General features: G+C 67.0%; 21 protein-coding genes and 1 pseudogene. 13 read left to right on the forward strand and 9 right to left on the reverse strand.

From position 1 onward, the window contains the following. Positions 1-24 precede the first annotated feature (24 nt). The 9 genes from ACVWWN_RS08780 to hutI are packed head-to-tail and all read left to right on the forward strand — an operon-like array spanning position 25 to position 9,661. Entirely contained in the window at positions 25-708 is a 684-nt protein-coding gene (locus tag ACVWWN_RS08780) for an IclR family transcriptional regulator (protein WP_457143544.1), read from the forward strand. Continuing rightward, positions 705-1,847: an ABC transporter ATP-binding protein gene (locus tag ACVWWN_RS08785; RefSeq protein ID WP_457143545.1), complete on the forward strand. Its 1,143-nt coding sequence runs from the start codon at positions 705-707 to the stop codon at positions 1,845-1,847. Before ACVWWN_RS08780 ends, ACVWWN_RS08785 begins: the two co-directional genes overlap by 4 nt. Continuing rightward, complete coding sequence (locus tag ACVWWN_RS08790) at positions 1,844-2,488, forward strand: ABC transporter permease (RefSeq protein ID WP_457143546.1); 645 nt, start codon at positions 1,844-1,846, stop codon at positions 2,486-2,488. Before ACVWWN_RS08785 ends, ACVWWN_RS08790 begins: the two co-directional genes overlap by 4 nt. After that, complete coding sequence (locus ACVWWN_RS08795; protein ID WP_457143547.1) at positions 2,485-3,213, forward strand: ABC transporter permease; 729 nt, start codon at positions 2,485-2,487, stop codon at positions 3,211-3,213. The genes ACVWWN_RS08790 and ACVWWN_RS08795 overlap by 4 nt, the downstream gene beginning before the upstream one ends. A gap of 38 nt (positions 3,214-3,251) precedes the next feature. Then, positions 3,252-4,175, forward strand: a complete 924-nt coding sequence (locus ACVWWN_RS08800; RefSeq protein ID WP_457143548.1) for a glycine betaine ABC transporter substrate-binding protein — start codon at positions 3,252-3,254, stop codon at positions 4,173-4,175. Positions 4,176-4,210: 35 nt separating this feature from the next. Further along, complete coding sequence (gene hutU / locus ACVWWN_RS08805; protein WP_457143549.1) at positions 4,211-5,896, forward strand: urocanate hydratase; 1,686 nt, start codon at positions 4,211-4,213, stop codon at positions 5,894-5,896. Continuing rightward, a complete protein-coding gene (locus ACVWWN_RS08810; protein ID WP_457143550.1) occupies positions 5,893-7,119 on the forward strand; it encodes an allantoate amidohydrolase in 1,227 nt (408 codons plus the stop codon). Before hutU ends, ACVWWN_RS08810 begins: the two co-directional genes overlap by 4 nt. Next, positions 7,116-8,492, forward strand: a complete 1,377-nt coding sequence (locus ACVWWN_RS08815) for a formimidoylglutamate deiminase (protein WP_457143551.1) — start codon at positions 7,116-7,118, stop codon at positions 8,490-8,492. Before ACVWWN_RS08810 ends, ACVWWN_RS08815 begins: the two co-directional genes overlap by 4 nt. After that, a complete protein-coding gene (hutI, locus tag ACVWWN_RS08820) occupies positions 8,489-9,661 on the forward strand; it encodes an imidazolonepropionase (protein ID WP_457143552.1) in 1,173 nt (390 codons plus the stop codon). Before ACVWWN_RS08815 ends, hutI begins: the two co-directional genes overlap by 4 nt. Here the strand turns inward: hutI and ipdE2 are convergent. From ipdE2 to fadD3, 4 genes are read right to left on the reverse strand one after another with little or no spacing between them, the layout of a single operon-like run. Then, on the reverse strand, positions 9,658-10,599 hold the full coding sequence (ipdE2, locus tag ACVWWN_RS08825; RefSeq protein WP_457149058.1) for an acyl-CoA dehydrogenase IpdE2: 942 nt from the start codon (positions 10,597-10,599) through the stop codon (positions 9,658-9,660). The genes hutI and ipdE2 overlap by 4 nt on opposite strands. Beyond that, positions 10,596-11,552 (reverse strand): acyl-CoA dehydrogenase family protein, encoded by a 957-nt coding sequence (locus ACVWWN_RS08830; RefSeq protein WP_457143553.1) that lies wholly within the window; start codon positions 11,550-11,552, stop codon positions 10,596-10,598. Before ACVWWN_RS08830 ends, ipdE2 begins: the two co-directional genes overlap by 4 nt. A gap of 7 nt (positions 11,553-11,559) precedes the next feature. Further along, on the reverse strand, positions 11,560-12,696 hold the full coding sequence (locus ACVWWN_RS08835; protein ID WP_457143554.1) for an acyl-CoA dehydrogenase family protein: 1,137 nt from the start codon (positions 12,694-12,696) through the stop codon (positions 11,560-11,562). After that, positions 12,696-14,249 carry a 3-((3aS,4S,7aS)-7a-methyl-1,5-dioxo-octahydro-1H-inden-4-yl)propanoate--CoA ligase FadD3 gene (gene fadD3, locus ACVWWN_RS08840; RefSeq protein ID WP_457143555.1) on the reverse strand — a complete coding sequence of 518 codons (1,554 nt, stop codon included), beginning with the start codon at positions 14,247-14,249 and terminating at the stop codon, positions 12,696-12,698. Before fadD3 ends, ACVWWN_RS08835 begins: the two co-directional genes overlap by 1 nt. A gap of 47 nt (positions 14,250-14,296) precedes the next feature. Here fadD3 and ipdE1 point away from each other — a divergent pair, with 47 nt between their 5' ends. From ipdE1 to fadA6, 4 genes are read left to right on the forward strand one after another with little or no spacing between them, the layout of a single operon-like run. After that, the gene (ipdE1, locus tag ACVWWN_RS08845) at positions 14,297-15,490 is read left to right on the forward strand and encodes an acyl-CoA dehydrogenase IpdE1 (RefSeq protein ID WP_457143556.1); all 1,194 of its coding nucleotides are present in this window, start codon (positions 14,297-14,299) and stop codon (positions 15,488-15,490) included. A gap of 25 nt (positions 15,491-15,515) precedes the next feature. Further along, positions 15,516-16,304, forward strand: coding sequence for a (5R,7aS)-5-hydroxy-7a-methyl-1-oxo-2,3,5,6,7,7a-hexahydro-1H-indene-carboxyl-CoA reductase (gene ipdF, locus ACVWWN_RS08850; protein ID WP_457143557.1), 789 nt, complete (start codon positions 15,516-15,518; stop codon positions 16,302-16,304). Beyond that, entirely contained in the window at positions 16,301-16,906 is a 606-nt protein-coding gene (kstR2, locus tag ACVWWN_RS08855; RefSeq protein ID WP_457143558.1) for a TetR family transcriptional regulator KstR2, read from the forward strand. Before ipdF ends, kstR2 begins: the two co-directional genes overlap by 4 nt. A gap of 1 nt (position 16,907) precedes the next feature. After that, positions 16,908-18,074 carry a steroid 3-ketoacyl-CoA thiolase FadA6 gene (fadA6, locus tag ACVWWN_RS08860; RefSeq protein ID WP_457143559.1) on the forward strand — a complete coding sequence of 389 codons (1,167 nt, stop codon included), beginning with the start codon at positions 16,908-16,910 and terminating at the stop codon, positions 18,072-18,074. Between the two features lie 49 nt (positions 18,075-18,123). On the opposite strand, the pseudogene ACVWWN_RS08865 reads toward fadA6, so the two are convergent. The 5 genes and pseudogenes from ACVWWN_RS08865 to ACVWWN_RS08885 all read right to left on the reverse strand — a co-directional run bounded on the left by ACVWWN_RS08865 (position 18,124) and on the right by ACVWWN_RS08885 (position 24,363). Further along, positions 18,124-18,937 (reverse strand): annotated as a pseudogene (locus ACVWWN_RS08865) (zinc-binding dehydrogenase). Positions 18,938-19,329: 392 nt separating this feature from the next. Beyond that, positions 19,330-20,067 carry a hypothetical protein gene (locus ACVWWN_RS08870; RefSeq protein WP_457143560.1) on the reverse strand — a complete coding sequence of 246 codons (738 nt, stop codon included), beginning with the start codon at positions 20,065-20,067 and terminating at the stop codon, positions 19,330-19,332. Beyond that, a complete protein-coding gene (locus ACVWWN_RS08875; RefSeq protein ID WP_457143561.1) occupies positions 20,064-20,717 on the reverse strand; it encodes a SatD family protein in 654 nt (217 codons plus the stop codon). The genes ACVWWN_RS08870 and ACVWWN_RS08875 overlap by 4 nt, the downstream gene beginning before the upstream one ends. A gap of 58 nt (positions 20,718-20,775) precedes the next feature. Continuing rightward, the gene (locus ACVWWN_RS08880) at positions 20,776-21,384 is read right to left on the reverse strand and encodes a sigma-70 family RNA polymerase sigma factor (RefSeq protein WP_457143562.1); all 609 of its coding nucleotides are present in this window, start codon (positions 21,382-21,384) and stop codon (positions 20,776-20,778) included. 168 nt (positions 21,385-21,552) lie between these two features. Further along, positions 21,553-24,363, reverse strand: coding sequence for an AAA family ATPase (locus ACVWWN_RS08885; protein ID WP_457143563.1), 2,811 nt, complete (start codon positions 24,361-24,363; stop codon positions 21,553-21,555). Positions 24,364-24,371 lie beyond the last annotated feature (8 nt).

Genomic DNA, 24,371 nt, shown 5'->3' on the forward strand with positions numbered 1-24,371 from the left:
CAGCGGCAATCCGGAGAGGACGTCATGGTGGCCGAGCCGTCCACCCGAACCGTGGAACGCGCGCTGGCGCTGCTCGCTACGATCTGCGAGCGCGGCGGCGTGAATCTGGCCGACAGTGCACGGGAATGCGACCTGGCGCCCAGCACCGCCCTTCGCCTGCTGCGCACGCTGGAGACCACGGGATTCGTCACCAGGGAAGACGTCGGAACGTACCGGCCCGGAAGTCGCATCATCCAGCTCGGCGCCCAGGCTTTGAGCAACGAGTCGCTGGTGTCCATCGCCAGGCCGGCGATGGAGAATCTGGTGGCGCAGACGGGTGAGTCCGCCTACCTCAGCGTCGAAGGCCACCGTGCCACGGCGCTGTACATCAGCATCGTCGAGGGAACCCACTCGGTCCGGCACACCAGCTGGGTCGGCCGAACCGTCCCGCTCGACGCCTCCGCCGCCGGCCACGCGCTGCGGGGTGAGATCTCCGACAAGGGGTACATCGTGATCAAGCGCGGTGTCGAGGCCGATGTCACCGCGATCGCCAGCCCGGTGTATTCCCAAGCCCGAATCGTGGCAGCGATGAGCCTGGTCATTCCGACCTATCGGCTGACGGCGTCGGAGACCAAGCGGTACGGCAAGATGCTGGTCTCTGCCGCGGCGGGTACTTCCGCCCAACTCAGTAGCCCCGCTAGTCGCAGCCTTCCGGAAAGGCAGTCATGATCACATTCGACAAGGTTTCCAAGGTCTATCCCGACGGGACCGTCGCCGTCGACCAACTGACGCTGACCGCACCGAAGGGCAAGATCACCACACTGGTCGGCCCGTCGGGCTGCGGCAAGACGACCTCGATGCGGATGATCAACCGGCTGATCGAGCCGACGTCGGGCACGATCGAGCTCGACGGGGTCGACACCAAGACCCTCGACAGGGTCGCCCTGCGCCGCCGGATCGGCTACGTCATCCAGAACGCCGGGCTGTTTCCCCACCGCACCGTGGTGGACAACGTGGCCGCCCTGCCCCGACTGCTCGGCGGCAAGAAAAAGGAAACGCGTTCGGCAGCAATGGAACTCCTAGAACGTGTCGGTCTCGACGCCAAGTTCGCCAGCCGGTATCCGTGGCAGCTGTCGGGCGGCCAGCAGCAGCGGGTCGGCGTCGCGCGTGCGTTGGCGACCGATCCACCCTTCCTGCTGATGGACGAACCGTTCAGCGCCGTCGATCCCATCGTTCGAAGTCAGTTGCAGGATGAATTCCTGCGCCTGCAGGCCGATATCTCCAAGACCATCGTGATGGTCACCCATGACATCGACGAGGCCCTCAAGCTGGGCGATCAAGTCGTCGTGCTGCGGGAGGGCGGCACCCTGGCACAGGCCGCCACCCCCGCCGAGCTGCTCGCGGCGCCGAACGACGCATTCGTGGCCGACTTCGTCGGGTCCGCAAGGGGTTATCGAGCGCTGGGGTTCCACCGTTGTGACGGTCAGCTCGAGCTCACCGATGAGCCGACGATCACGGTGGGACAGGCGGTATCCGAAATCCCGGCTGCCCACGGACGGTGGGTCCTGGCCGTCGACGCGAGTCGAGCGCCCATCGGATGGGTCGACACCGGGGCCGTCGACGCTGACCACGTGCAGGACAGCGACGTCAACCTCAGCGGCACGTCGGCCAGCCGGCACGATCCGCTGCGTGACCTGCTCAACTCCGCACTGTCGAGCCCGAGCGGCCGCTGTGTGATCACCGATGACTCCGGAGCACTGCTCGGCACCGCCACCGATCACGACATCATCGAGGCCATCAGGCGCGCCAAGGAAGCAGGGTCGGGCGGCGGGCAGGAACGAAGCGACCGGGGGGTCAAGACGGCATGAACTGGATCTCGTCGAATATCGATCGCATCGTGGAGCTGACCATCAGCCACATCTGGCTGACGTTGGCGCCCACGGTTCTCGGCCTGCTCATCGCGCTGCCGCTGGGGTGGTGGGCGCACCGGTCGGGGAGGGGGTACGCGGCCATCGTGGGGACGGCCGGTCTGCTCTACACCATTCCCTCGCTTGCCCTGTTCATCATCCTGCCGGTGATCCTGGGGACGAAGATCCTCGACCCGGTCAACATCGTTGTCGCGCTGACGCTTTACACCCTGGCCTTGTTGGTCCGGGTGGTGGCCGACGGCCTCAGCTCGGTGTCGCACGACACCGTTGCCGCCGCCGAGGCGATGGGATACCGCGGCTGGCAACGACTTGTGCTGGTCGAGCTGCCCGTCGCCGTACCTGTGATCGCGGCCGGACTGCGGGTCGCGGTGGTCTCCAACGTCAGCATCGTGACCATGGCCGCCCTGCTGGGAATCCCCCAGCTCGGGTCGCTGTTCACCCAGGGCTTTCAGTTGCGGCTCTACGTTCCGCTTGTCACGGGCGTCGTGCTGTGCGTCGTGCTCGCCGTCGTCTTCGACGGCCTGATCATCTGGCTGAACAAACTGCTGACCCCCTGGCGGCAAAGGACGGTCACCTCGTGAACATCCTCGGCTGGTTCACCGATCCGACCAATTGGACGAGTTCGGACGGCATCCCCACCCAGATCAGCTACCACCTCCTGTATTCGGGCGTCGCACTGCTACTCGCCCTGGCGATCGGGGTTCCGCTGGGCATCTTCATCGGCTATACCGGCAGAGGTGAAGCGCTGGTCGCCGGCCTCGCCAACGCGTTGCGGGCGCTCCCGTCGCTGGGGCTTCTGGTGCTGCTCTTTCTGGTCATCTCACCGGTCGTCAGCGGCCAGTTCGTCTACGTGCTGCCGACCGTCGTCGTGCTTGTCCTGCTGGCGGTTCCGCCGATCCTCACCGGCACCTATGCCGGTATTCAGAGTGCGGATCCCGACGCTGTGGGCGCCGCCCGCGGAATGGGCTTCACCAAACGTCAGATTCTGCTCCGAGTTCAACTTCCCTGTGCCCTACCCCTGATGATCTCCGGGGTCAGGAGCTCGACGCTTCAGATCGTTTCGACGGCCACCATCGCCGCGTATCTGGGGCTGCAGGGCCTCGGCCGATTCATCCTCGACGGCCGCGCGCAGGCGAACTTCGCCGAAATGGCGGGCGGCGCAGTCCTCGTCGCGGTCCTCGCCATCGTCCTCGAGGTCAGCTTCGCCTGGCTGGGGCGAATCGTCGTGTCGCCCGGGTTGCGGCGGGTGGCCGCGAAATCCAGCACACCGTTGGCCACCGCGGTCGTCGAGCCGGTCACCACCTAGGTGCCGACGGCGCCGACCATCACATCAGGAGAAACACCATGAAGAAACGCACGATTCTCAAGGCCCTGGCAGTCACCTCGGTTCTCGCGTTGTCGGCGTGCGGTGGCGGCGGCAACGATCCGCTCTCCGGCGGCGGCGACAACAAGGGGTCGTCGGGCTCCGAGGTCATCGTCGGCTCCGCGGATTTCACCGAGAGTCAGCTGATCGCCAGCATCTATTCGCAGGCGCTGCAGGCCAACGGCCTCGGCGTCAAGGAACAGTTCAACATCGGCAGCCGGGAGGTCTACATCGCGGCGCTCAAGGACGGCTCGATCGACCTGGTGCCCGAGTACACGGGCGCGTTCCTGAGCTACCTCGATCCGAAGTCGACCGCCGCCACGCCGCAGGCCGTGCAGAGCGAACTCGCGACCAAGCTGCCCGAAGGCACGTCGATACTGACGCCGTCTCCCGCCGAGGACAAGGATGTCGTTGCCGTCACACAGGCCACCGCCGACAAATACAAGCTGAAGACCATCTCGGACCTGAAGCCGGTCGCCGGCGAACTGGTGCTCGGCGGCCCACCGGAATGGAAGACCCGCACGCAGGGTGTGGTCGGTCTGCGTGACATCTACGGGCTCAACTTCAAGGACTTCGTCAGCCTCGATGCGGGCGGCACCTTGACGATGACCGCGCTGACCAACGGTCAGATTCAGGCCGGCGACCTGTTCAGCACCGATCCGGGCCTGCGGTCCAACCACCTTGTCGCCCTTGAGGACGACAAGAACCTGTTCGCCGCGGAGAACGTCGTTCCCCTGATCAAGACGGCCAAGCAGAACGACACCATCACCAAGACTCTCAACGACGTGTCGGCCAAGCTCACCACGGACGATCTGATCGCGATGAATGCCGAGGCCGCGACGGGGGCGAACCTCTCCGACATCGCCAAGAAGTGGCTGGCGAACGCCGGCATCGGCAAGAGCTGAACCCACACCCACCCGTCAAAAGGATTTCACGAATCATGGCTGAATCTTCCGGGAAGACCGGGATCGCCGGTCCCCGTCCCGTCCGTGCTGCGCGCGGAACCGAAATGTCCTGCAAGGGCTGGCAACAGGAGGCCGCCCTGCGCATGCTGATGAACAATCTCGACCCCGAGGTTGCCGAACACCCCGAGGATCTCGTCGTGTACGGCGGCACGGGGCGGGCCGCCCGCAGCTGGCAGGCGTTCGATGCGATCGTGCGCACGCTGCGGACACTGGAGGACGACGAGACGATGCTGGTGCAATCCGGCAAGCCCGTCGGCGTGTTCCGGACGAATGTCTGGGCACCGCGTGTCCTGCTGGCGAACTCCAACCTCGTTGGCGACTGGGCGAACTGGGAGCAGTTCCGCAAGTTGGAAGCCGAAGGCCTGATGATGTACGGCCAGATGACTGCGGGGTCGTGGATATACATCGGCACACAGGGAATCCTGCAGGGCACGTTCGAAACCTTCGGCGCCGTGGCGCGCAAGAGGTTCGGCGGCACGCTCGCCGGAACGATCACCCTCACCGCCGGCGTGGGTGGCATGGGCGGGGCCCAGCCGCTGGCCGTCACCATGAACGAGGGTGTGGCGATCTGCGTCGACTGCGATGAGAGCCGAATCGACCGGCGCATCGCACACCGCTACCTCGACGCCAAGGCCGACGACATCGACGACGCCCTGGCAAAGGCGATCGAGGCCCGTGATGCCAAGCGGCCGTTGTCGATTGGACTCGTCGGTAACGCTGCCGAGGTCTTCCCCGAACTGCTCGACCGCAACGCGCCGATCGACATCGTCACCGACCAGACGTCGGCCCACGATCCGCTTTCCTATCTCCCGCTGGGTATCGACTTCGACGACATGAAGAAGATGGCCGACAAGGATCCGGCCTATTTCACCGAGCAGGCCGAGTTGTCGATGGCCAAGCACGTCGCGGCGATGGTCGGGTTCATGGATCGCGGTGCGGAGGTCTTCGACTACGGCAACTCGATCAGGGACGAGGCGCGGAAGGCGGGCTACGACCGTGCGTTCGCCTTCCCCGGTTTCGTTCCGGCGTACATCCGTCCGCAGTTCGAGGAGGGCCTCGGGCCGTTCCGCTGGGCAGCGCTGTCGGGGGATCCGGCCGACATCGCCGCGACCGACAAGGCGATCCTGGAGTTGTTCCCGGACAACGACCATCTGCGTCGCTGGATCACGATGGCCGGCGAACGGGTGGCCTTCGAAGGCCTGCCCGCCCGGATCTGCTGGCTCGGATACGGCGAGCGGCACCGCGCCGGGCTGCGGTTCAACGACATGGTCGCCTCCGGCGAACTCTCGGCGCCGATCGTGATCGGCAGGGACCACCTCGATTCCGGGTCGGTCGCCTCGCCCTACCGCGAAACCGAATCCATGCTCGACGGATCGGATGCCATCGCCGACTGGCCGTTGCTCAACGCGATGTTGAACACCGCGTCGGGCGCGTCGTGGGTCTCGATCCATCACGGCGGCGGTGTGGGCATGGGCCGATCCATCCACGCGGGCCAGGTCTGCGTCGCCGACGGATCGGAACTGGCCGCACAGAAGCTGTCCCGCGTTCTGGTCAACGATCCGGGCATGGGGGTGATCCGGCACGTGGACGCCGGCTACGATCATGCCGCCACGGTGGCGCGCGAACGGGGCGTTCGGATTCCGATGTGGGAGAGCGAATGACGGCGTTCGACACGCTGTGGCCGACCATTTTGGACGTCGGCAGAAACGCCGGCACCGGTGGCTATCGCCGGTACGCGTGGTCGGACGCCGACCTGACGCTGCGGGACTGGTTCGTCGGGTGTGCCGAGGACCGCGCCATGGATGTCGAAGTCGATCGCAACGGCAATCTGTGGGCTTGGTGGATGCCGCCCGGCTGGACCGGCGATCCGCGCGACGCGTTCGTCACCGGTTCACACCTGGACTCCGTCCCCGACGGCGGGGCCTTCGATGGACCCCTCGGCGTGGTCTCGGCGTTCGCGGCCATCGACATGGTCCGGCAGCGGGGCGTGGTCCCGGCCATCCCGGTCGCGGTGGCCGCGTTTTCCGACGAGGAAGGTGCGCGCTTCGGCGTCGCGTGCGTGGGGTCACAACTGTCGACCGGCGCGCTGAGTCCCGAGCGGGCCCGCGTACTGCGTGATATCGACGGAATCACGCTGGCGGAAGCGCTCATCCGGGTCGGACGCGATCCCGATCACCTGGGCGTGGACCCCCACCTGGACGACCGCGTCGGCGTATTCGTCGAACTCCACGTGGAACAGGGCCGGGCGCTGGACCTGATGGGTGCGCCGGTCGCCGTCGCATCGTCGATCTGGCCCCACGGACGGTGGGAATTCGCGTTCGGCGGTGAAGCCAACCACGCCGGATCGACCCGTCTGGTCGACCGCCGCGATCCCATGCTCGCCTTTGCGTCGTCGGTCCATTCGGCCCGGGCCGAGGCGGCCGCACACCAAGCGGTGGCAACTTTCGGCAAGGTCATCGTGTCGCCCAACGGCGCCAACGCCATCCCGTCGCAGATCCGTGCCTGGCTCGATGCCAGGGCGGCCGATGAGGCCACCCTCACGTCGTTGGTCAACAAGATCACCGCCGAGGCGCAACGCCACGCCGCGACCGATTCCATCACCCTCGACATCACCGCGGAATCGATCACTCCGGTCGTCGACTTCCCGGAAGGTCCCCGCGCCCGCCTGACGAAATCTCTGCACCGTCTCGGCGACATACCGGTGCTTCCCACTGCCGCGGGGCACGACGCCGGCATCCTGTCCGCGCGGGTGCCGACGGCGATGCTGTTCGTCCGCAACCCGACCGGTGTTTCGCACTCACCCGATGAACACGCAGAAATGGCCGACTGCAACGTGGGAGCGGCCGCGCTAGCCGACATCATGGCCGACTGGATCTCGCCGTGACGGACACGACGGACTGGTGGTGCGAGCACGCCTGGCTCGGCGGAGACAGAGTCGATGCCGGCGTGCTGATGTCGGTGGCGGACGGTCGGATCACCTCGATAGGCGCCGGCGCCGCGCCGAATTCGGCCTCGAAGCGACTGTACGGCCTGGTGATACCCGGAATGGGCAATGCGCATTCGCACGCCTTCCACCGAGCGCTGCGGGCGCGGACGCAACGCGACCGGGGATCGTTCTGGACATGGCGAAACCTGATGTACCGGGCGGCGGACCGACTCGATCCCGACACGTACCGACTGTTGGCGACCGGCGTGTATGCCGAGATGGTTCTCGCGGGCATCACGGCGGTCGGCGAATTCCACTACCTGCATCACGATGCGGGCGGCCAGCACTATTCCGACCCGAATGCGATGGGCCACGCGCTGATTGACGGGGCCGCCGCCGCCGGGCTGCGTCTGACCCTGCTCGATACCTGTTATCTGAGTTCGGCGCCCGACGGCACGCCACTGCAGGACGGACCTCAGCGACGCTTCGGCGACGGCACGGCAACGGGTTGGGCGGAGCGTGTCGAGGCGCTGCATCAGCAGACGCACAGCCCAGACGTGCTGATCGGTGCGGCAATTCATTCGGTGAGAGGGGTTCCGGCCGCGCAGATGCCCGCGGTCGTCGAGTGGGCCGATGGCCATCAGGCGCCTCTGCACGTTCATTCTTCGGAGCAGCGGGCCGAAATCGAGCAGTGCATCGCCGCGTACGGGCGCACGCCCACGGCCGTCCTGAAGGACGCCGGTGTGCTCGGACCACGGACCACCGCCGTGCACGCCACACATCTGACGTCTGAGGACATCGGCGATCTCGACGATACCGCCACCGGCGTGTGCTTCTGCCCGACGACGGAGAGAGACCTCGGGGACGGAATCGGTCCGGCACCGGCCCTGCTGGAGACCAAGGGGTTGTTCAGCCTGGGGTCGGACAGTCACGCCGTGATCGACATGTTCGAGGAGTCACGCGCCGTCGAACTCGACGAACGTCTCGCCCGCGAAGAGCGTGGCGTCATCGAGGCGGCAACGTTGCTGGATGCGGCGACTGCGGGCGGGCAACATGCGCTCGGCTGGACCGACGCGGGGCAGCTCGGGGTGGGGGCCCGAGCGGATTTCGTTGCGGTGGATCTCAACTCCCTCCGCACTGCGGGGGGAGGAGCGACCGTGGAGACGGTGGTGTTCGCGGCCTCGGCCGGTGATGTCACCGATGTCGTGGTCGGCGGCCGGACCGTGGTGGCCGACCGCAGGCATGTCCGTGTCGACGCCGTCACCGTTCTGCGTGCGGCGGTCACCGATCTGATGGGGGTGCGACCCGAAGTGCTGCAGGCCAATCCATGAGCACCCTGTACACGGGAATCATCCAACTGGTCACCAACGATCCTGGCCAGGGCGACGGTAGCGCGCTGGGCATCGTCGAGGACGGCGCTGTTCTCGTCGACGGTGACACCGTCGCCTGGGTGGGGTCGCGGTCCGATGCACCGGCTGCCGACCACCGGGTGGACTTCGGCGGCGCGAGCGTCATCCCCGGCTTCGTCGACAGCCACGCCCATCTGGTGTTCGCCGGCGAACGGTCGGCCGAATTCGCCGCACGGATGAGCGGCCGGCCGTATGCGGCGGGCGGAATCGCCACCACCGTGGCCGCCACCCGCGCCGCCGACGACTCCACGTTGGCCGCCGGTGTCGAGCGCCTTGCGGCAGAACTCCTGCGAGCGGGCGTCACCACGTTCGAAACGAAGAGCGGATACGGGCTGACCGTCGAGGACGAAGCGCGCTCGCTCGCCGTCGCTCACGAGTTCACCAGTGAGACCACGTTTCTCGGCGCCCACGTGGTGCCTGCGGAGTTCCGCGACGACCGTGGAGCCTACGTCGATCTGGTCACCGGCCCGATGCTGGCTGCGTGCGCGCCGTTCGCCCGCTGGATCGACGTTTTCTGTGACCGTGGCGCTTTCGACGTCGACGAGACCAGGGTCATCCTCGACGCGGGTATCGCGGCCGGCCTGCAGGCCCGCGTGCACGCCGGGCAACTGGGGCCCAGCGGCGGGATCGCGCTGGCGGTCGAACTCGGAGCCGCATCGGTGGACCACTGCACGTACGCCTCCGACGACGACATCGAGGCGCTGGCCTCGAGTGCCACGGTCGCCACGCTGCTGCCGGGCGCCGAATTCTCCACCAGGGCACAGTGGCCGGACGCGCGCCGGATGATCGACGCCGGCGTCACCGTCGCGATCGCGACCGACTGCAACCCGGGCAGTTCGTTCACCACGAGCATGCCGTTCTGCATCGCGGTTGCGGTCAGGGACATGGGATTCACGCCGGCGCAGGCCCTCTGGTCGGCGACGGCCGGTGGTGCCGCCGCGCTTCGGCGCGATGATGTCGGGGTGTTGTCGCCTGGTAAACGAGCCGACCTGGTGTGCCTCGACGCACCTTCCTACGTCCATCTCGCGTATCGGCCGGGGGTGCCGCTGGTGCGTGATGTCGTCGTCGGAGGTGAGCCGGCCCCCGCCTAGAAGACCGCGGATTCGAGCCGGCGCAGGTGCTCTCGCGGCGATCCGAGCAGCTGTGCCGTGGCGTGCGCGCGCTTGAAGTACAGCTGGATGTCGTGCTCCCAGGTGATCGCGATGCCGCCATGCAGCTGGACCGCCTCGGCCGCCACCGTCGAGAATGCCTCGCTGGCGGCGACTCTGGCCAGTGACGCCGACGTCGCCGTGGGCTCGGCGATCGACGCATCGACCACCGCCCGTGCGGATTGCACGGCCACGTAGAGATCGGCCATCCGGTGCTTGAGTGCCTGGAAGCTGCCGATGGGCCTGCCGAACTGGACTCGGTCCTTGGTGTACGCGACGGTCAGCTCGAGGCATTTCCCTGCGGCCCCGACCTGTTCGGCCGCAAGAAGGATGGCGGCGGTATCGGCGAGACCGGGATCGGTGCCGATCGTCGCGGTGTCCTGTGGCTCGACCCGGGCCAGCCGGCGCGTCAGGTCCATCGTCTCGGCCGCGTGCGCCGTGAAGGTCGTCCAGCGCGTCAGCGTCTCACCGTCGGCGGCGAGGACGATATCGGCGATGTCACCGTTGACCACGTACTGCGGGTCGAACACCACGGCCCCGATCGAGGCGCCCTCGGCGAGGCCTGCCAACGCCTCGGTGTCGGCCTGGTCAGCGGCGAGCAGGGCGAGTTGGGCGAGCGTCGTGCCCAGCAACGGCGTGGGCGCCAGCGCCTTGCCGAGCTCTTCGAGAATCACTGCCACGTCGGCCAGTTCGCCGCCGGCGCCGCCCAACTCCTCGGGCACCACCAGGGCCGCCGCACCGACCTGTTCGCACAGCAGCTTCCACAGCGACTCGTCATAGCCGCGCTCGGACACCATCGCCTCGCGCACCGCGGCGGGGGGCGCGTGCTTGTCGACCAGCGCCGCCACGGTGTCGCGCAGCAGTTGTCGCTCCTCTGTCAACACAAAGCCTCCAGCAGCCGTCGCCGATGCATCGTCGGATCGCCCCACGCCGACCGCAGGGCCTGCACCCGCAGCAGCAGCAGCGACATGTCGTGCTCCTGGGTGAACCCGATTGCGCCGTGCGTCTGCAGGGCCGAACGTGCGGCGAGCAACGCGGCGTCGGCCGCTGCCACCTTGGCGGCGCTGATATCCCGCGCGGTGTCGGGTGAGTGGTCGGCGAGTGACAGGGCGGCTCCGTACACCAGCGGCCGCGCCAATTCGACCGCGATGTGCACGTCGGCGAGCTTGTGCTTGATCGCCTGGTAGGTGCCGATCACCTTGCCGAACTGGGTGCGTTGCTTGGCATATTCGACGGACGTGTCCAACAGGGCCTGACCCGCACCGACCAACTGCCCGGCGGTGGCGAGCACCCCGAACTCGTAGGCGCGCGCCACCTCGGCTGCACGCGCCTCGCCCGACGCGGTGACGTCGAACAGCTTTCGGCTGGGGTCGACCGACTCGTGCCGGTCGCCCGCGGTGCCCTCACGCACGGTTCCGTCACCGGCCACCAGGATGAGGCCCGCGGCATCCGCGTCGACGGCGCGTGGCTCCTGCGGCGGCATCGCCACCGTGGCGATCAACTCCCCGGCGGCCAGGGCAGCGCTGCGCTCGTCGTCGGCGAGCAGAACCGGCGCCACCGCGATGGATTCGGCGACCGGGCCGGGAACACACCATCGTCCCAGTCGTTCCACCGCCACCACCAGATCAACCGGGTGCGCCTCGATGCCGTCATGGCGCTCCGGCACGGCCAGCGCGGTGACACCGAGGTCGGCCAGCTGTGCCCACACCTTGCGCCCGGGAGCGGTGTCGCCGAGGGCCCATGCCCGGACCGCGCCAGGCACATCGGCCGAGGCCAGTGCGGCGTCGATACTGGCCGCGAAGTCGCGCTGCTGGTCGTCGAGCTCGAAGTTCATGTCACTTTCATTTCCGTGGCAGCCCGAGCAGCCGCTCGGCGATGATGTTGCGCTGAATCTCATTGGTACCGGCGTAGATCGGGCCGCCGAGAGCGAACAACAGCCCGTCGGTCCAACTGTCCGCGAGCTCGCCGTCGGCAGCCTGGAGATCGAGCGCGGTTTGATGCAAGGCGACGTCGAGCTCGGACCAGAACACCTTGGTCACCGATGATTCGGCGCCGAGTGCACCACCGCATGCCACCCGCGTGACCGTGCCGAATGTGTGCAGGCGGTAGGCCTGCGCCTTGATCCAGGTATCGGCCACCCGGTCCGTGAATGCTGCCTGAAGCTCGTTGTCGGCCAGTGCCTTCCAATCGGCGACCAGCCGCTCCGCCGGCGCGAGAAAGCGCGCCGGGCTGCGCAGCGACATGCCGCGCTCGTTGCTCGACGTGCTCATCGCCGCCCGCCAGCCGTCGTGCACCTCCCCGATCACGTCGTTGTCGGGCACGAACACATCGTCGAGGAAGATCTCGCCGAAACCGGTGTTGCCGCCGAGCTGGGCGATGGGCCGCACGGTCACACCGTCGGCCCGCAGGTCGAACATGAAGTAGGTCAGCCCGCGGTGGCGTTCCGCCTCGGGGTCCGATCGTAACAACCCGAAGGCTCTGTCGCCGAATGGGGCCCGCGAACTCCAGATCTTCTGGCCGTTGAGCAGCCAACCGCCGCCGGCCTGCGTCGCCGTGGATCGCAGGGATGCCAAATCGCTGCCGGCCTCGGGTTCCGACCATGCCTGCGCCCAGATCTCCTCGCCCCTGGCCATCTTGGGCAGCACCCGGTCCAGCTGTTCGGACGTGCCGTGCGCGAACAGCGTCGGAGCGAGCATCGAGGTGCCGTTGGCGCTGGCGCGACCGGGTGCGCCGGCACGAAAGTACTCCTCCTCGTAGACCACCCACTGAAGGAGCGTGGCGTCTCGGCCGCCGTATTTCTCCGGCCAGGTCACCACGGACAGGCCGGCGTCGAAAAGCACCCTGTCCCAACGCCGGTGTTGCTCGAAGCCTTCGGCGGTGTCGTAGGACATCGTCGGGAACGAGCCCTTGTTGGATGCCAGGAACTCGCGTACCTCGGTCTGGAACTGCCGAGTGGCGTCGTCGAAGGTCAGGTCCATCAGGAAGTCCGGCTCCTTTCGCGCAGCAGCGGCTTGACCACCTTGCCGCCGGGGTTGCGGGGCAGCACGTCGAGGAACTCCACCGACCGCGGCAGCTTGAAATTCGCCAAATATTCACTCGCGTAAGCCATCACGGCGTCCTCATTCAAATCTGCGCCGGGCCTGGCGACGACGAACGCCTTGCCGACCTCGCCGAGGCGCTCATCGGGCACACCGATGACCGCCGACTCCGCCACTCCGTCCAACCGGGCCAGCACCTGCTCGATCTCGGCTGGATAGACGTTGAACCCGCCGCAGATATACATGTCCTTGAGCCGGTCGGTGATCGTCAGGTTGCCCGCGGCGTCGACGGTGCCGACGTCGCCGGTGTGCAGCCAGCCGTCGGCATCGACGGCCGCGGATGTGGCGTCGGGGTCGTCGAGGTAGCCGAGCATCACATTGGGCCCGCGCAGCAGCACCTCGTCGTGGTCGCCGATGCGAAGCTCGAAGTCGGCGATGGGGCGCCCGCACGTGGTGGCGACGGTGACCGCGTGGTCGTCGGCACGGCACATCGTGCCGAAGCCGCAGGCTTCGGTCAGCCCATACGCGGTCAGGACGATGTCGATGTCGAGTTCGGTCTGCATCCGCTCGATCAGCACCACCGGAACCACCGCGGCACCCGTCACCGCGAACCGCAGCGATGTCAGGTCGTAGTCAGGTCGTCTCGGGTGATCGAGCAGGGTCTGATAGATCGTCGGCGGTCCGGGCAGCACCGTGATCCGGTGCTCCTGCACCGCCCGCATGGCGGCCTCGGGATCGAACGTCAGCTGCGGGATCAACGTCGCTCCGGTCTGCAGGCACGCCAGGATGCCGGCCTTGTAGCCGAAGTTGTGGAAGAACGGATTGATGCACAGGTATCGGTCGGCGCTGGTGACCTGCCCGCACTCCGCCCACGCGGCCGGTGCGTCCAGCGATTGCCGGTGCGCACAGAGCGCACCCTTGCTCCGGCCGGTGGTGCCGGAGGTGAACAGGATGTCGGAGACGTCGTCCGGCTTGACCGCGGCCGCGCGCGCGTCAGCGGCCGCCAGGTCGGTTCCGCGGCCGATGAACTCATCCCAGGAGCCGTCGTCATCATCGATGGGGACTCGGATGACGTGCCGCAACGCGGGAAGCGAACTTCGGGCGAGTTCCGCGGCCTTGTCAGCGCCGAGGAACGATCCGGATGCGAATGCCAGCGGTGCGCCCGTGCGCGCCAGGATGTCGGCGGCCTCGCTGACCGTGTACCGGGTGTTCAGCGGGGCAACCACGCCGCCGGCGTAGTGGGTGGCCAGACACGCGACCACCCAGTGCCAGGTGTTGGGCGACCAGATCGCGACCCGGTCCCCGGGTTCGACACCGAGGTCGATCAGCGCGGCGGCGGCCTTCCGGACCTCGTCCCGCAACTGGCCGAACGTGACGCGCCTATCGGCGGTGACCAGGGCATCGTGGTCGGAAAACCGGTCGGCAACCCGGTCCAGGACCTGCGGAACGGTCCTCGGCTGGTCCCCCGCAAGCGGGCGGTGCCCCCAGGTCATCGATGCTCCTCTAACAAAGCAAGTGCTTGGTAGGTTAGCCTACAGGGGTGATAGAGGTCCAGGAGTTCAGGGCCGAGGTCCGACAGTGGCTGGCCGACAATCTCGTCGGCGAATTCGCCTCGCTCAAGGGGCTCGGCGGACCGGGCCGCGAGGACGAGGCGTTCGAGGCACGGCGGGCGTGGAACCGGCATCTGGCTGCGGCGGGACTGACGTGCCTTGGCTGGCCGGAGGAACACGGGGGTCGCGGCCTGTCGGTGGCGCATCGGGTTGCGTTCTACGAGGAGTACGCGAAGGCCGACGCCCCCGACAAGGTGAGCCACTTCGGCGAGGAACTGCTCGGGCCGACACTGATCGCCTACGGCACGCCCGAACAGCAGCAGCGCTTCCTGCCCAAGATCCTCGATGTCACCGAGTTGTGGTGCCAGGGTTACTCGGAGCCGGGCGCGGGTAGTGACCTGGCCAACGTCGCCACGACGGCCGAACGGGACGCCGATCAGTGGGTGATCAACGGGCAGAAGGTGTGGACGTCGATGGCGCACCTGTCGCAGTGGTGTTTTATGGTCGCCCGCACCGAGAAGGGTTCCAGACGCCACGCCGGGCTGTCCTATCTGCTGGTGCCGCTGGATCAGCCGGGCGTCGAAATACGTCCGATCGTGCAGCTCACCGGTACCGCAGACTTCAACGAGGTGTTCTTCGACGACGCTCGCACGGACGCGGACCTGGTGGTGGGTGAGCCCGGTGACGGATGGCGGGTCGCGATGGGCACGCTGATGTTTGAGCGGGGAGTTTCGACTCTGGGCCAGCAGATTCGTTATGCACGTGAGCTTTCCAATCTGGTTGAGCTGGCCAAGCGAACCGGCGCCGCCGACGATCCGCTGATCCGCGAACGGCTGACGCGGTCCTGGGCGGGGCTGCAGACCATGCGGTCCTATGCGTTGGCGACCATGGACCTCGGGCAAGACCGGAGCCGCCCGGGCGGCGACGTCGGGCCGGGTCGGGCCGCCGGCAAAGATAATGTGTCGAAGTTGTTGTGGGCCAACTGGCATCGCAGTCTCGGTGAGCTTGCGATGGACGTCGTCGGAAAGGCCGGGCTGGTGGCCGAGGGTGGCAAGTTCGACGAGTGGCAGCACCTGTACCTGTTCACCCGCGCCGACACCATCTACGGCGGCTCCAATGAGATTCAGCGAAACATCATCGCCGAGCGGGTGCTCGGCCTACCTCGTGAGGCGAAGGGTTCGTGAGGCTGCTGCGCACGCGAGGAGCAAAATGAGGCTTTCCGTCGCCCCGAAAGAGATCGACGGCCACGGGCTGCTGACCGGCAAGGTCGTGGTGGTGACGGCAGCGGCCGGAACGGGTATCGGGTCGGCCGTCGCACGGCGGGCGCTGGCCGAGGGTGCCGACGTGGTGGTCTCCGATCATCACGAACGTCGTCTCGGCGAAACGCGGGACCAGTTGGCCGAATTGGGTCTCGGCAGGGTGGAGAGCGTGGTCTGTGATGTGACCTCCACCGCGCAGGTCGATGCGCTGATCGCCTCGACGACCGCGCGCATGGGCCGGTTGGACGTGATGGTCAACAACGCCGGACTGGGCGGCCAGATGCCGGTGGTGGACATGGCCGATGACGAATGGGACCGGGTGCTCAACGTGACCCTGACGTCGGTGATGCGTTCCACGCGCGCCGCCCTGCGGTACTTCCGCGAAGCGGACCATGGCGGCGTCATCGTCAACAACGCCAGCGTGTTGGGGTGGCGGGCGCAGCACTCGCAATCGCACTATGCCGCGGCGAAGGCCGGTGTGATGGCGCTGACCCGTTGCAGCGCCATCGAAGCCGTCGACTACGGTGTGCGGATCAATGCGGTCTCACCCAGCATCGCCCGGCACAAATTCTTGGAGAAGACCAGCAGTTCGGAGCTGCTGGACCGGTTGTCCGAGGGTGAGGCCTTCGGTCGTGCGGCGGAACCGTGGGAGGTGGCCGCGACTATCGCCTTCCTGGCCAGCGATTACTCCAGTTATTTGACCGGAGAAGTGATTTCGGTGTCGAGTCAGCGCGCGTGAACAGTTCCACTGCCGGTCAGCCGGCGAGCAGGCGCGACGAGCTTCTGGAGCTCGCCGCGGTGATGTTCGCGGAGCGCGGTTTACGGGCGACGACGGTACGCGACATCGCCGATTCTGCCGGGATCTTGTCGGGCAGCCTGTACCACCACTTCTCCTCGAAGGAGGAGATGGTCGACGAACTGTTGCGCGGCTTCCTCGACTGGCTGTTCGAGCGCTACCAACAGATCGTCGCGACCGAACCCAATCCAGTCGAGCGGCTCAAGGGCCTGTTCATGGCGTCATTCGAGGCGATCGAGGACCGGCACGCGCAGGTCGTCATTTACCAGGACGAGGCCAAGCGGCTGTCGTCGCACGAGCGCTTCTCCTATGTGGACGAACGCAACAAAGAGCAGCGCAAGATGTGGGTGGACGTGCTCAACCAGGGCATCGAGGAGGGCTACTTCCGGCCCGGATTCGATGTGGATCTGGTCTACCGGTTCATCCGCGACACCACCTGGGTTTCGGTCCGCTGGTATCAGCCGGGCGGACCTCTGACGGCCGAACAGGTCGGCCGGCAGTACTTGGCAATCGTTCTCGGCGGTATCACTAGAGAGGAAGACTGACATGGCTGTGTCTGCTGGGTTTTCCGAGGCCTACGTCATCGACGCGGTGCGCACTGCCGTCGGCAAGTGCAACGGCTCGCTGGCCGGGATGCATCCCGTCGACCTCGGAGCGGCGGCCTGGCGCGGGCTGTTCGAGCGCGTCGATGTCGATCCCGGCGCGGTCGACGACGTCATCGCCGGCTGCGTCGACGCCATCGGGCCGCAGGCAGGCAACATCGCCCGGCTGTCATGGCTGGCGGCCGGGTATCCGGAAGAAGTACCCGGCGTCACCGTCGACCGCCAGTGTGGTTCCAGCCAGCAGGCTGTTTCGTTTGGCGCACAGGCGATCATGTCCGGTACCGCAGATTTGATCGTGGCCGGTGGCATGCAGAACATGAGCCAGATCCCCATCTCCGCTGCGATGATCGTCGGCGAGCAGTTCGGATTCACCTCGCCCACCAACGAGTCGAAGAGCTGGCTGCACCGCTACGGCGATCAGGAGATCTCTCAGTTCCGTGGCGCGGAGTTGATCGCCGAGAAGTGGAACATCTCGCGCGAGGAGATGGAGCAGTACGTGCTGACCAGTCATCAGCGGGCCCAGGCCGCGATCCGCGCCGGGCATTTCGAGAACGAGATCATCGACGTCGACGGATTCCGGACCGACGAAGGCCCGAGGGAGACGTCGCTGGAGAAGATGGCGACCCTCAAAACCCTCGTCGAGGGCGGCCGGTTGACCGCGGCGATGGCGAGCCAGATCTCCGACGGCGCCAGCGCCGTGCTGCTGGCATCGGAAAACGCCGTGCAGGCGCACAACTTGACGCCGCGGGCCCGGATCCACCACATCAGCGCGCGCGGTGCCGATCCGGTCTTCATGCTGACCGGGCCGATCCCCGCGACGCGGTATGCGCTGGAGAAGACGGGCCTGTCGATCGACGACATCGACACCGTGGAGATCAACGAGGCCTTCGCGCCGGTGGTCGGAGCGTGGCTCAAGGAGATCAAGGCCGACCCGGAGAAGGTGAACCCGAACGGTGGCGCGATCGCGCTCGGTCACCCACTCGGTGCGACCGGGGCGAAGTTGTTCACGACGATGCTCAACGAACTCGAGCGGATCGGCGGCCGCTACGGCCTGCAGACGATGTGCGAGGGCGGCGGCACCGCCAACGTCACGATCATCGAGCGCCTCTGATACGTGCGCCCCGTCTCGGCTCGCGGAAATGTCAGCGGTACCAGAAGTGTCAGTGGTCGTGGCCGATCACACCGCGGATATTGCGGCCGGCGAGCATATCGTCGTAGGCGTCGTTGACGTCGTTGAGTTTGTACTCGGCGGTGACCGTTTCATCGAGCAGTAGCTTGCCGTCACGGTAGAGGCTCAGCAGCCGCGGGATGTCGGCTCGCGGGTTGGCTTCCCCGTAGAGGCTCCCGAGCAGTCGCTTCTGAAACAGCGTGAAGAGTGCCATCGGCAGTGCCGGTGTGACATCGGCCATGGAGGCGATCGCCGTCACCACCACTGCACCGCCTTTGCGGATGATGTTGAGAGCGTCGTTGATCATCGGGCCCTCCAGGAGGCCGACCGTCAACAGCGCGGAATCCGCCATCACGCCGCGTGTCAGCTCGGCAACGAATTCGGTGGCTTCCGGCAACGATGTCGTGAAGTGAGTAGCCCCGAACTCCATAGCTTTGGCGCGTTTGCTTTCCACGAGATCGACAACGCCGATCGTCTCGGCGCCGTCGAGTCGCGCGCCCTGGACCGCGCCACTGCCGATACCACCGAATCCGATCACCACCACGGTGTCACCCGGGCTCCGGCGTCGGAAGGTGCCGTCGGCCATGAGTCCCCAGCAAGATCTGGGCACCGAGGTCGCACAGGTTCTGATGCCCCGTCGCGCACCATCGGCATCGGCCGCAGGCGGGCAGAAACGACGCGACCACATGGTCGCCGACCTCGAGATCGCGCACTCCCGGGCCGCCCTGGCGTGGTGGGTCGAGGTGGATCTCCTCGACACTCCAGCCTTCGTTCACGCCCCACAGCACCGCCGCGTTTGTCTTCATGGTCCGAAGTTGGGGAGGCACGTTCGCGGGTGGAGCGAAATCCGCCGATGCGGCCGTCTCCGCCGGCCAAGTCCGCGGCGGTGGCCGGCGAATCCGGCGGAGTAGCCGCCACCGGTCGCGACGTCGGAATCCCCGGTGACGCACCGGGAAAATGACAGCGAGGACACCACCGCCTCCGACACCGACCACCACGTATCGAAGCCTCACAAGGGATCGTCGGCGACCGGCGCGGGTGCGACGGACACGAAGGGCGCAACTGCAGGTGCGGCGCGTCGTCGTCGAAGAAGGGTGAGACCAGAGCGGGCGGAGCTAGACCGGCGGAGCCAAGGCCGGAAAGACCCGTGAAGGCGCCGGCCACCAAGGGCAAATAATCTCGTCCTGGGGGCGAAACACTACTGCGCGAGTGCCAAGCCGCCCAGTGCGATGATCCAGCTGGCGAAACTGCCGACGAGAAAGTACTCCGTCACGTCATCGATGCCGATGGTTCCGTTCTCGCGGGCCTTCTGCGCGTTGATTTCCGGGAAGCGGATGATGCTCTTGGCGGCGACGACGGCCGTAGCGGCCGCGAGCTGACCGGCAAGGCCGAGGCCGAGGATCAGCAGCCGCTCCATCGGTCCGAGCAGCCGCCCTCCCTTGAGCTTGTCCGACGGCTGTGGTTGGCCCAGCGGCTTGACGGCGCCCACGGAGCCAAGGACCAGCCGCACCAATTGATTCCCCGTGACCAGCTGCAGCAGCACGACACCAACGACCATGAGCAGCCGATCAGGGCCGAGGTTGTCCAGCCCGGGCAGGCCGGTCCAGTACGACCACCGCTGTACCAGGCCTGAGACCTCAGAACCCCAGCCGGACAACAAAATCAGCGCACCGATTGCTGCAGCGAATGCCGCCAGCGGAGCCAGTTCGTGTTCGCCGGACCGTTCCGCGCGGGTGCAGAGCAGCTGCCACCCGACGCTGGCGACCGCGGCGACCATCAGCAACGCGATATCGCCGAGGCGCCATAGGCCGGCCAGTGCCGCGCTGATGATCACGGTGACGAGTGCCACCGCGGCGGGCAGCCATGCCCGTCCCGTCCGGCGCCGGAAGATGTCGGCGATGCCCGTCGCGATCAGCATCACGGCGAGCCCGCTCATGGGATGTTCCCGAGCATGCGCGATGCCTGCACGATCAGGTCCAGACCGTCGCGGCCGGTGCGCTGCGACACCGCCGAGGCGCTGATGTCCTCGGCCGCGGCGATGTCCTTCTTGGTGCGGTTGCTCAAAAGGCCCTTCAGAATTCGTAGTGAACGGTCATCGAGGGATCCAATCAGATGGTCCCGACACAGCAGTGCCGCGTTGACCGCGTCGACGTCATCGCGATCTTCGCCCTGGGCCCGGAACGTGGTGCGCACCAGCGCAAGGCCCGGTTGCCGTTGGGCAGCCGCGGTCCATTCGATGGCTTCGCGCGCCGCCCACCATCCCGGTCCATCCTGAATGCGTGTCCCGGCATCGAGCACAATGACCGATCCCCAGCCGATCCCGAACCGCACGTCGATCTCCGGCGCCGTGCGCAGACGCAGGGTGAGCGCAGCATCGATCGCATGGCCGACCGTGGGATAGCTGCCCTGGAATTCATCGCCGACCGTGAAAGCGGGTGAGTCGATCGCGTTGTCGGCGACATCGCGAAGGGCGCTGCTCACATTCCGGTGCGTCGCAGCCCGATCGGCGACATGACGCGAGCCGACGATATCGCCGATCAGCGTCGCGCATCTCACCGATGAAGCTTTAGACTTCACCTTCGCCATATGAAGATTATAGCTTAATGCCTGAGAGATGAAGTGAATTGCTTCATGGGAGCCGTCGTCACAGTGCCGGACTCACCCGGCAGTCGTGAGTGGCGACGGCCGCGAAGCCACGTTGGCTGGCGACGGTGGACAGAGTCGACCGTAAGCGTCGGCGCCCGCGGTTGAGCCGCGACATCACCGTGCCGACAGGGGTATTCATCATGTCGGCGATCTCCCCGTACTTGTATCCCGCCACGTCGGCGTAATAGACAGCCATTCGAGTCTCCTCACGCAGCGCCATCAGGGCGGAACGTATCTCGCTGTCCGGCATGGACTCCAGGGCTGCGTTTTCGGCCGACCGTGGTGGATTCACGCTGTGCGCGGCGTAGGTCGCCAGTTGGTCGTCGGTGATGCTCCCGAAGAAGTCCTCCTGACCCCGGCGCTTCTTTCGGCGGTACTGATTGATCCAGTTGTTTCGCATGATTCGGTACAGCCATGCCATCAGCTGCGTGCCTTCACGAAAACCGCGGAAACCGGCGTAGGCGTGCAGGATCGTCTCCTGCACCAGATCTTCGGCATCATGTTTGTTGCCTGTCAGACGAAACGCGGCTCCGTAGAGACGATTACGCAGCGGAAGGACGTCGCGTTCGAATCTCGCATCGAGGTCGTCGTCTGGCGCCGAAATCAAGGAGGCACTCGACTGCCGGGGATAATCGAACCCTGTGTGAGGCGACATCATCGGTCCTTCGGAGCGAGCGGTGCTGAATGGGTAAAGGAAGGATGTCGCAGTTCGACTCGCGATCGCATCAGCCGGTGGCTAGCCGGCGTGACTAGTGGCCACGCCAGCGGTCGGCGTTCAGTGACCCGGGCGGAGCCCCTCGTGCCGTACACGGTCATTCGGCAGGACTCGGTCGAGTTGGTTGCGGGAGCTGATCTCGAGTTTCACGAACACTTTGCTGAGGTGATACTGCACGGTCTTCGGGCTGATGAACAAGCGCGTGCCGATCTCGGGATTCGACAGGCCGTCGCGGGCCAGCCGGGCTACCTGATGTTCCTGGTCGGTCAATGCGGTGGTACCCGCAGTGACCGTGCGTTTGCGGGCGGTCTCGCCGTTGGCCAGCAGTTCACGGCGGGCGCGATCGGCGAATGCGGCCATGCCCATCGCCTCGAACAATTCGCGCGCGGTGCGGAGCTGTTCGCGCGCATCGGCGCGTCGGGATCGGCTTCGCAGCCATTCGCCGTACAGCAGATGTGCCCGGCCGAGCTCGGTGCGGACGCTGCTTGCTCGGAGATGCGTGATTGCCCGCCGATAGTGTAGCTCAGCGTCGTCGCCCTCGGCCAGCAGCGCTTGCGAGCAGGCTTCCACGCCCAGCGCCCAGTCTGTGCGACTGGCGGCGGTCATCTCGGTGATCCACCGGGCTGTCTCGGCGGCCGCCTCCCTCCGTCCGCTGCGCACGGCCGCCTCGATGAATTCGGCGGCCGCCCAGTTCGCGACCCCGGGATACCTGATCTCCGGGTACTCCTGGTGGTACAGGGCCTGCTGGGCGGCGGCCATCGCCTGTTGATGGTCGCCCAACCCGTTGCGTAGCACCGCTCGCGTCCACTCGGCGACGGCGATCGAGATGCCTTCACCTCGCCGGGGGGCCTCGTCGGCGGTCTGCTCGATGAGCGCGATCGACTCGGCCTGCTGGCCGCGTAGCGCGGCGAGGCGCATGGCAGCGTAGGGCGCGAGGTTGATACCGGTGGCCTCGGTCACCGTGCGCTGTTCATCGACCAGGGCACCCGCGGCGGACAAGTCGCCGGCGAACATCAACATCATGGCGCGCGTGCTCAGAGCGAGCGGAAGCTCGTTCACCGCACCGGCGCGACGCGTCAGCTGGAGATACCGCGCCGAGAGCGCGTCCCAATGTTCGTCATCCCAAAGGTGCAGGGCGGCAAGGTTGATCAGCCACATCCACCGGAGTTCTTCATCCACCGACATGTTCTCGCCAAAAGTCTCCAACGCGGCCTTCAGGTCCGGTACCCCGGCCGGATAGCCCTCCGCGTAGTTCAACGCCAACCCATCCAGCAGGCGGTCGGGCGCACGGGGGGTGCTTACTGGCAGCGGTGTCACCACGGCGGCTCGGGCCACCTCGAGCACGTGGCCGCCGGGACTGGCGAGGCGGCCGGCGAAGGCCGCGGCCGAAAGAGCGTCCAGATAGGTCTCCCGGGCGAGACCGGGCTCGATCGGCTCAAAGCGCTTGGAGGCACTCAGCAACAGCAGCGGAGCCTCACCGCCTCGGCTGGTGGCGAAGGCAAGCTGAGCCCGTACCAGATCGACGCGGGCTTGCTGGAGTTCGTCCAGCGGCCCCTCCTCCGCCGTGACGAGCAGACCCGTCGTCGCGTCGAACGCGCCTGCCTGCAGCTTGATCCCTGCCGCGGCCAGCGCCCGCTGCGCTCGCTGCGCCGAGTCAGGTGTCAGCAATGCTGCGCGTTCGAGGAACGCCGCCGCCGCCGCCAGCCCGCCACGGGCCCGCGCCTGTTCAGCGGAACGCTCCAGTTCCATGGCGATGGTCTCGTCGGGGCCATCGGCCGCCGCAGCCATGTGCCAGACCCGGCGATCGGGATCCAGCGTCTGATCGGTGGTGTGGCCAAGTGCGCCGTGCACGGACTGCCGCAACGCCGGGGACGCCGACCAGTAGATGACCGAGCGCACCAAGGGATGCCGGAAACGCACGCGGGTGCCGAACTCGGCGAGCCCGTTTTCGACCGCCGGACCCGCCGCCGCGAAGTCGATACCCAGCCGGGCGGCTGCCCGCCACACCAGCGCAGCGTCCCCCGTGGGGTCGGCCGATGCGAGAACCAGTAGGTGGCGCGACTCGACCGGGAGAGCGGCGAATCGGCGCCGGAAGCTCTCCTCGACGTCTCCCGACAGCGACGCCGCGCCAGGTAGTCCGAACCCGCCGGCGAGATCCGTGGAGGTCAGACCGTGCGGAATTTCGAGCAAGGCCAATGGACTGCCGCGGGTTTCGGCGACGATCTGGTCGCGCACCCGGCTGTCCAGCGGCCCACTGAGCACGGAGTCCAGCAGGGCGCGGGCATCCGCGGCAGGCAGGCCGGCGACAACCAGCGCCGGTAGGCCCGCCAGTTCGTTGCCGGGTACCCGCACGCCGAAGACGACGCCGACCCGCTCCGCCCCGAGGCGGCGCGCCACGAACGCCAGCACCTGCGCCGAGGCGCGATCGACCCACTGTTCGTCGTCGACGACGCACAGCAGCGGCAGCTCCTCGGACATCTCCGACAAGAGGCTCAATACCGCCAGGCCGATCAGGAACTGGTCGGGTGCCGATCCCGCACTCAAGCCGAACGCAATCCACAGCGCGTCCCGCTGCGGTGCGGGAAGGCGCCCGACCCGATCCAGCACCGGCGCGCACAGCTGGTGCAGGCCTGCGAACGCCAGCTCCATCTCCGACTGAACACCCGCCGCGCGCAAGATCCGGCAGTCCGATGCCTGTGCGGTCAGGTATTCCAACAACGCCGTCTTGCCGACGCCGGCCTCGCCCTGTACCACCAGCGCGCGGCTCTCGCCGCTCCGCAGCGCGGCGAGCAGCCCGTCGAGTGTTCGGCGTTCCGCACGCCGACCGGTCAGGGTCGTCGGAACGCCCTCGTAGGGGGAGCTCACAAGCACAGAAGGTA

Source organism: Mycobacterium sp. URHB0021 (assembly GCF_054057895.1).

What these genes read in the sequence shown, in the direction of transcription:
- ACVWWN_RS08800 (WP_457143548.1), top strand. Translation starts at nt 3,252, where the DNA reads ATGAAGAAACGCACGATTCTCAAGGCCCTGGCAGTCACCTCGGTTCTC.
- ACVWWN_RS08830 (WP_457143553.1), bottom strand. Translation starts at nt 11,552, where the DNA reads ATGAACTTCGAGCTCGACGACCAGCAGCGCGACTTCGCGGCCAGTATC.
- ACVWWN_RS08875 (WP_457143561.1), bottom strand. Translation starts at nt 20,717, where the DNA reads ATGGCGAAGGTGAAGTCTAAAGCTTCATCGGTGAGATGCGCGACGCTG.
- fadA6 (WP_457143559.1), top strand. Translation starts at nt 16,908, where the DNA reads ATGGCTGTGTCTGCTGGGTTTTCCGAGGCCTACGTCATCGACGCGGTG.
- ACVWWN_RS08785 (WP_457143545.1), top strand. Translation starts at nt 705, where the DNA reads ATGATCACATTCGACAAGGTTTCCAAGGTCTATCCCGACGGGACCGTC.
- fadD3 (WP_457143555.1), bottom strand. Translation starts at nt 14,249, where the DNA reads ATGACCTGGGGGCACCGCCCGCTTGCGGGGGACCAGCCGAGGACCGTT.
- ACVWWN_RS08780 (WP_457143544.1), top strand. Translation starts at nt 25, where the DNA reads ATGGTGGCCGAGCCGTCCACCCGAACCGTGGAACGCGCGCTGGCGCTG.
- ACVWWN_RS08790 (WP_457143546.1), top strand. Translation starts at nt 1,844, where the DNA reads ATGAACTGGATCTCGTCGAATATCGATCGCATCGTGGAGCTGACCATC.
- ipdF (WP_457143557.1), top strand. Translation starts at nt 15,516, where the DNA reads ATGAGGCTTTCCGTCGCCCCGAAAGAGATCGACGGCCACGGGCTGCTG.
- hutI (WP_457143552.1), top strand. Translation starts at nt 8,489, where the DNA reads ATGAGCACCCTGTACACGGGAATCATCCAACTGGTCACCAACGATCCT.
- ACVWWN_RS08835 (WP_457143554.1), bottom strand. Translation starts at nt 12,696, where the DNA reads ATGGACCTGACCTTCGACGACGCCACTCGGCAGTTCCAGACCGAGGTA.
- ACVWWN_RS08870 (WP_457143560.1), bottom strand. Translation starts at nt 20,067, where the DNA reads ATGAGCGGGCTCGCCGTGATGCTGATCGCGACGGGCATCGCCGACATC.
- hutU (WP_457143549.1), top strand. Translation starts at nt 4,211, where the DNA reads ATGGCTGAATCTTCCGGGAAGACCGGGATCGCCGGTCCCCGTCCCGTC.
- ACVWWN_RS08810 (WP_457143550.1), top strand. Translation starts at nt 5,893, where the DNA reads ATGACGGCGTTCGACACGCTGTGGCCGACCATTTTGGACGTCGGCAGA.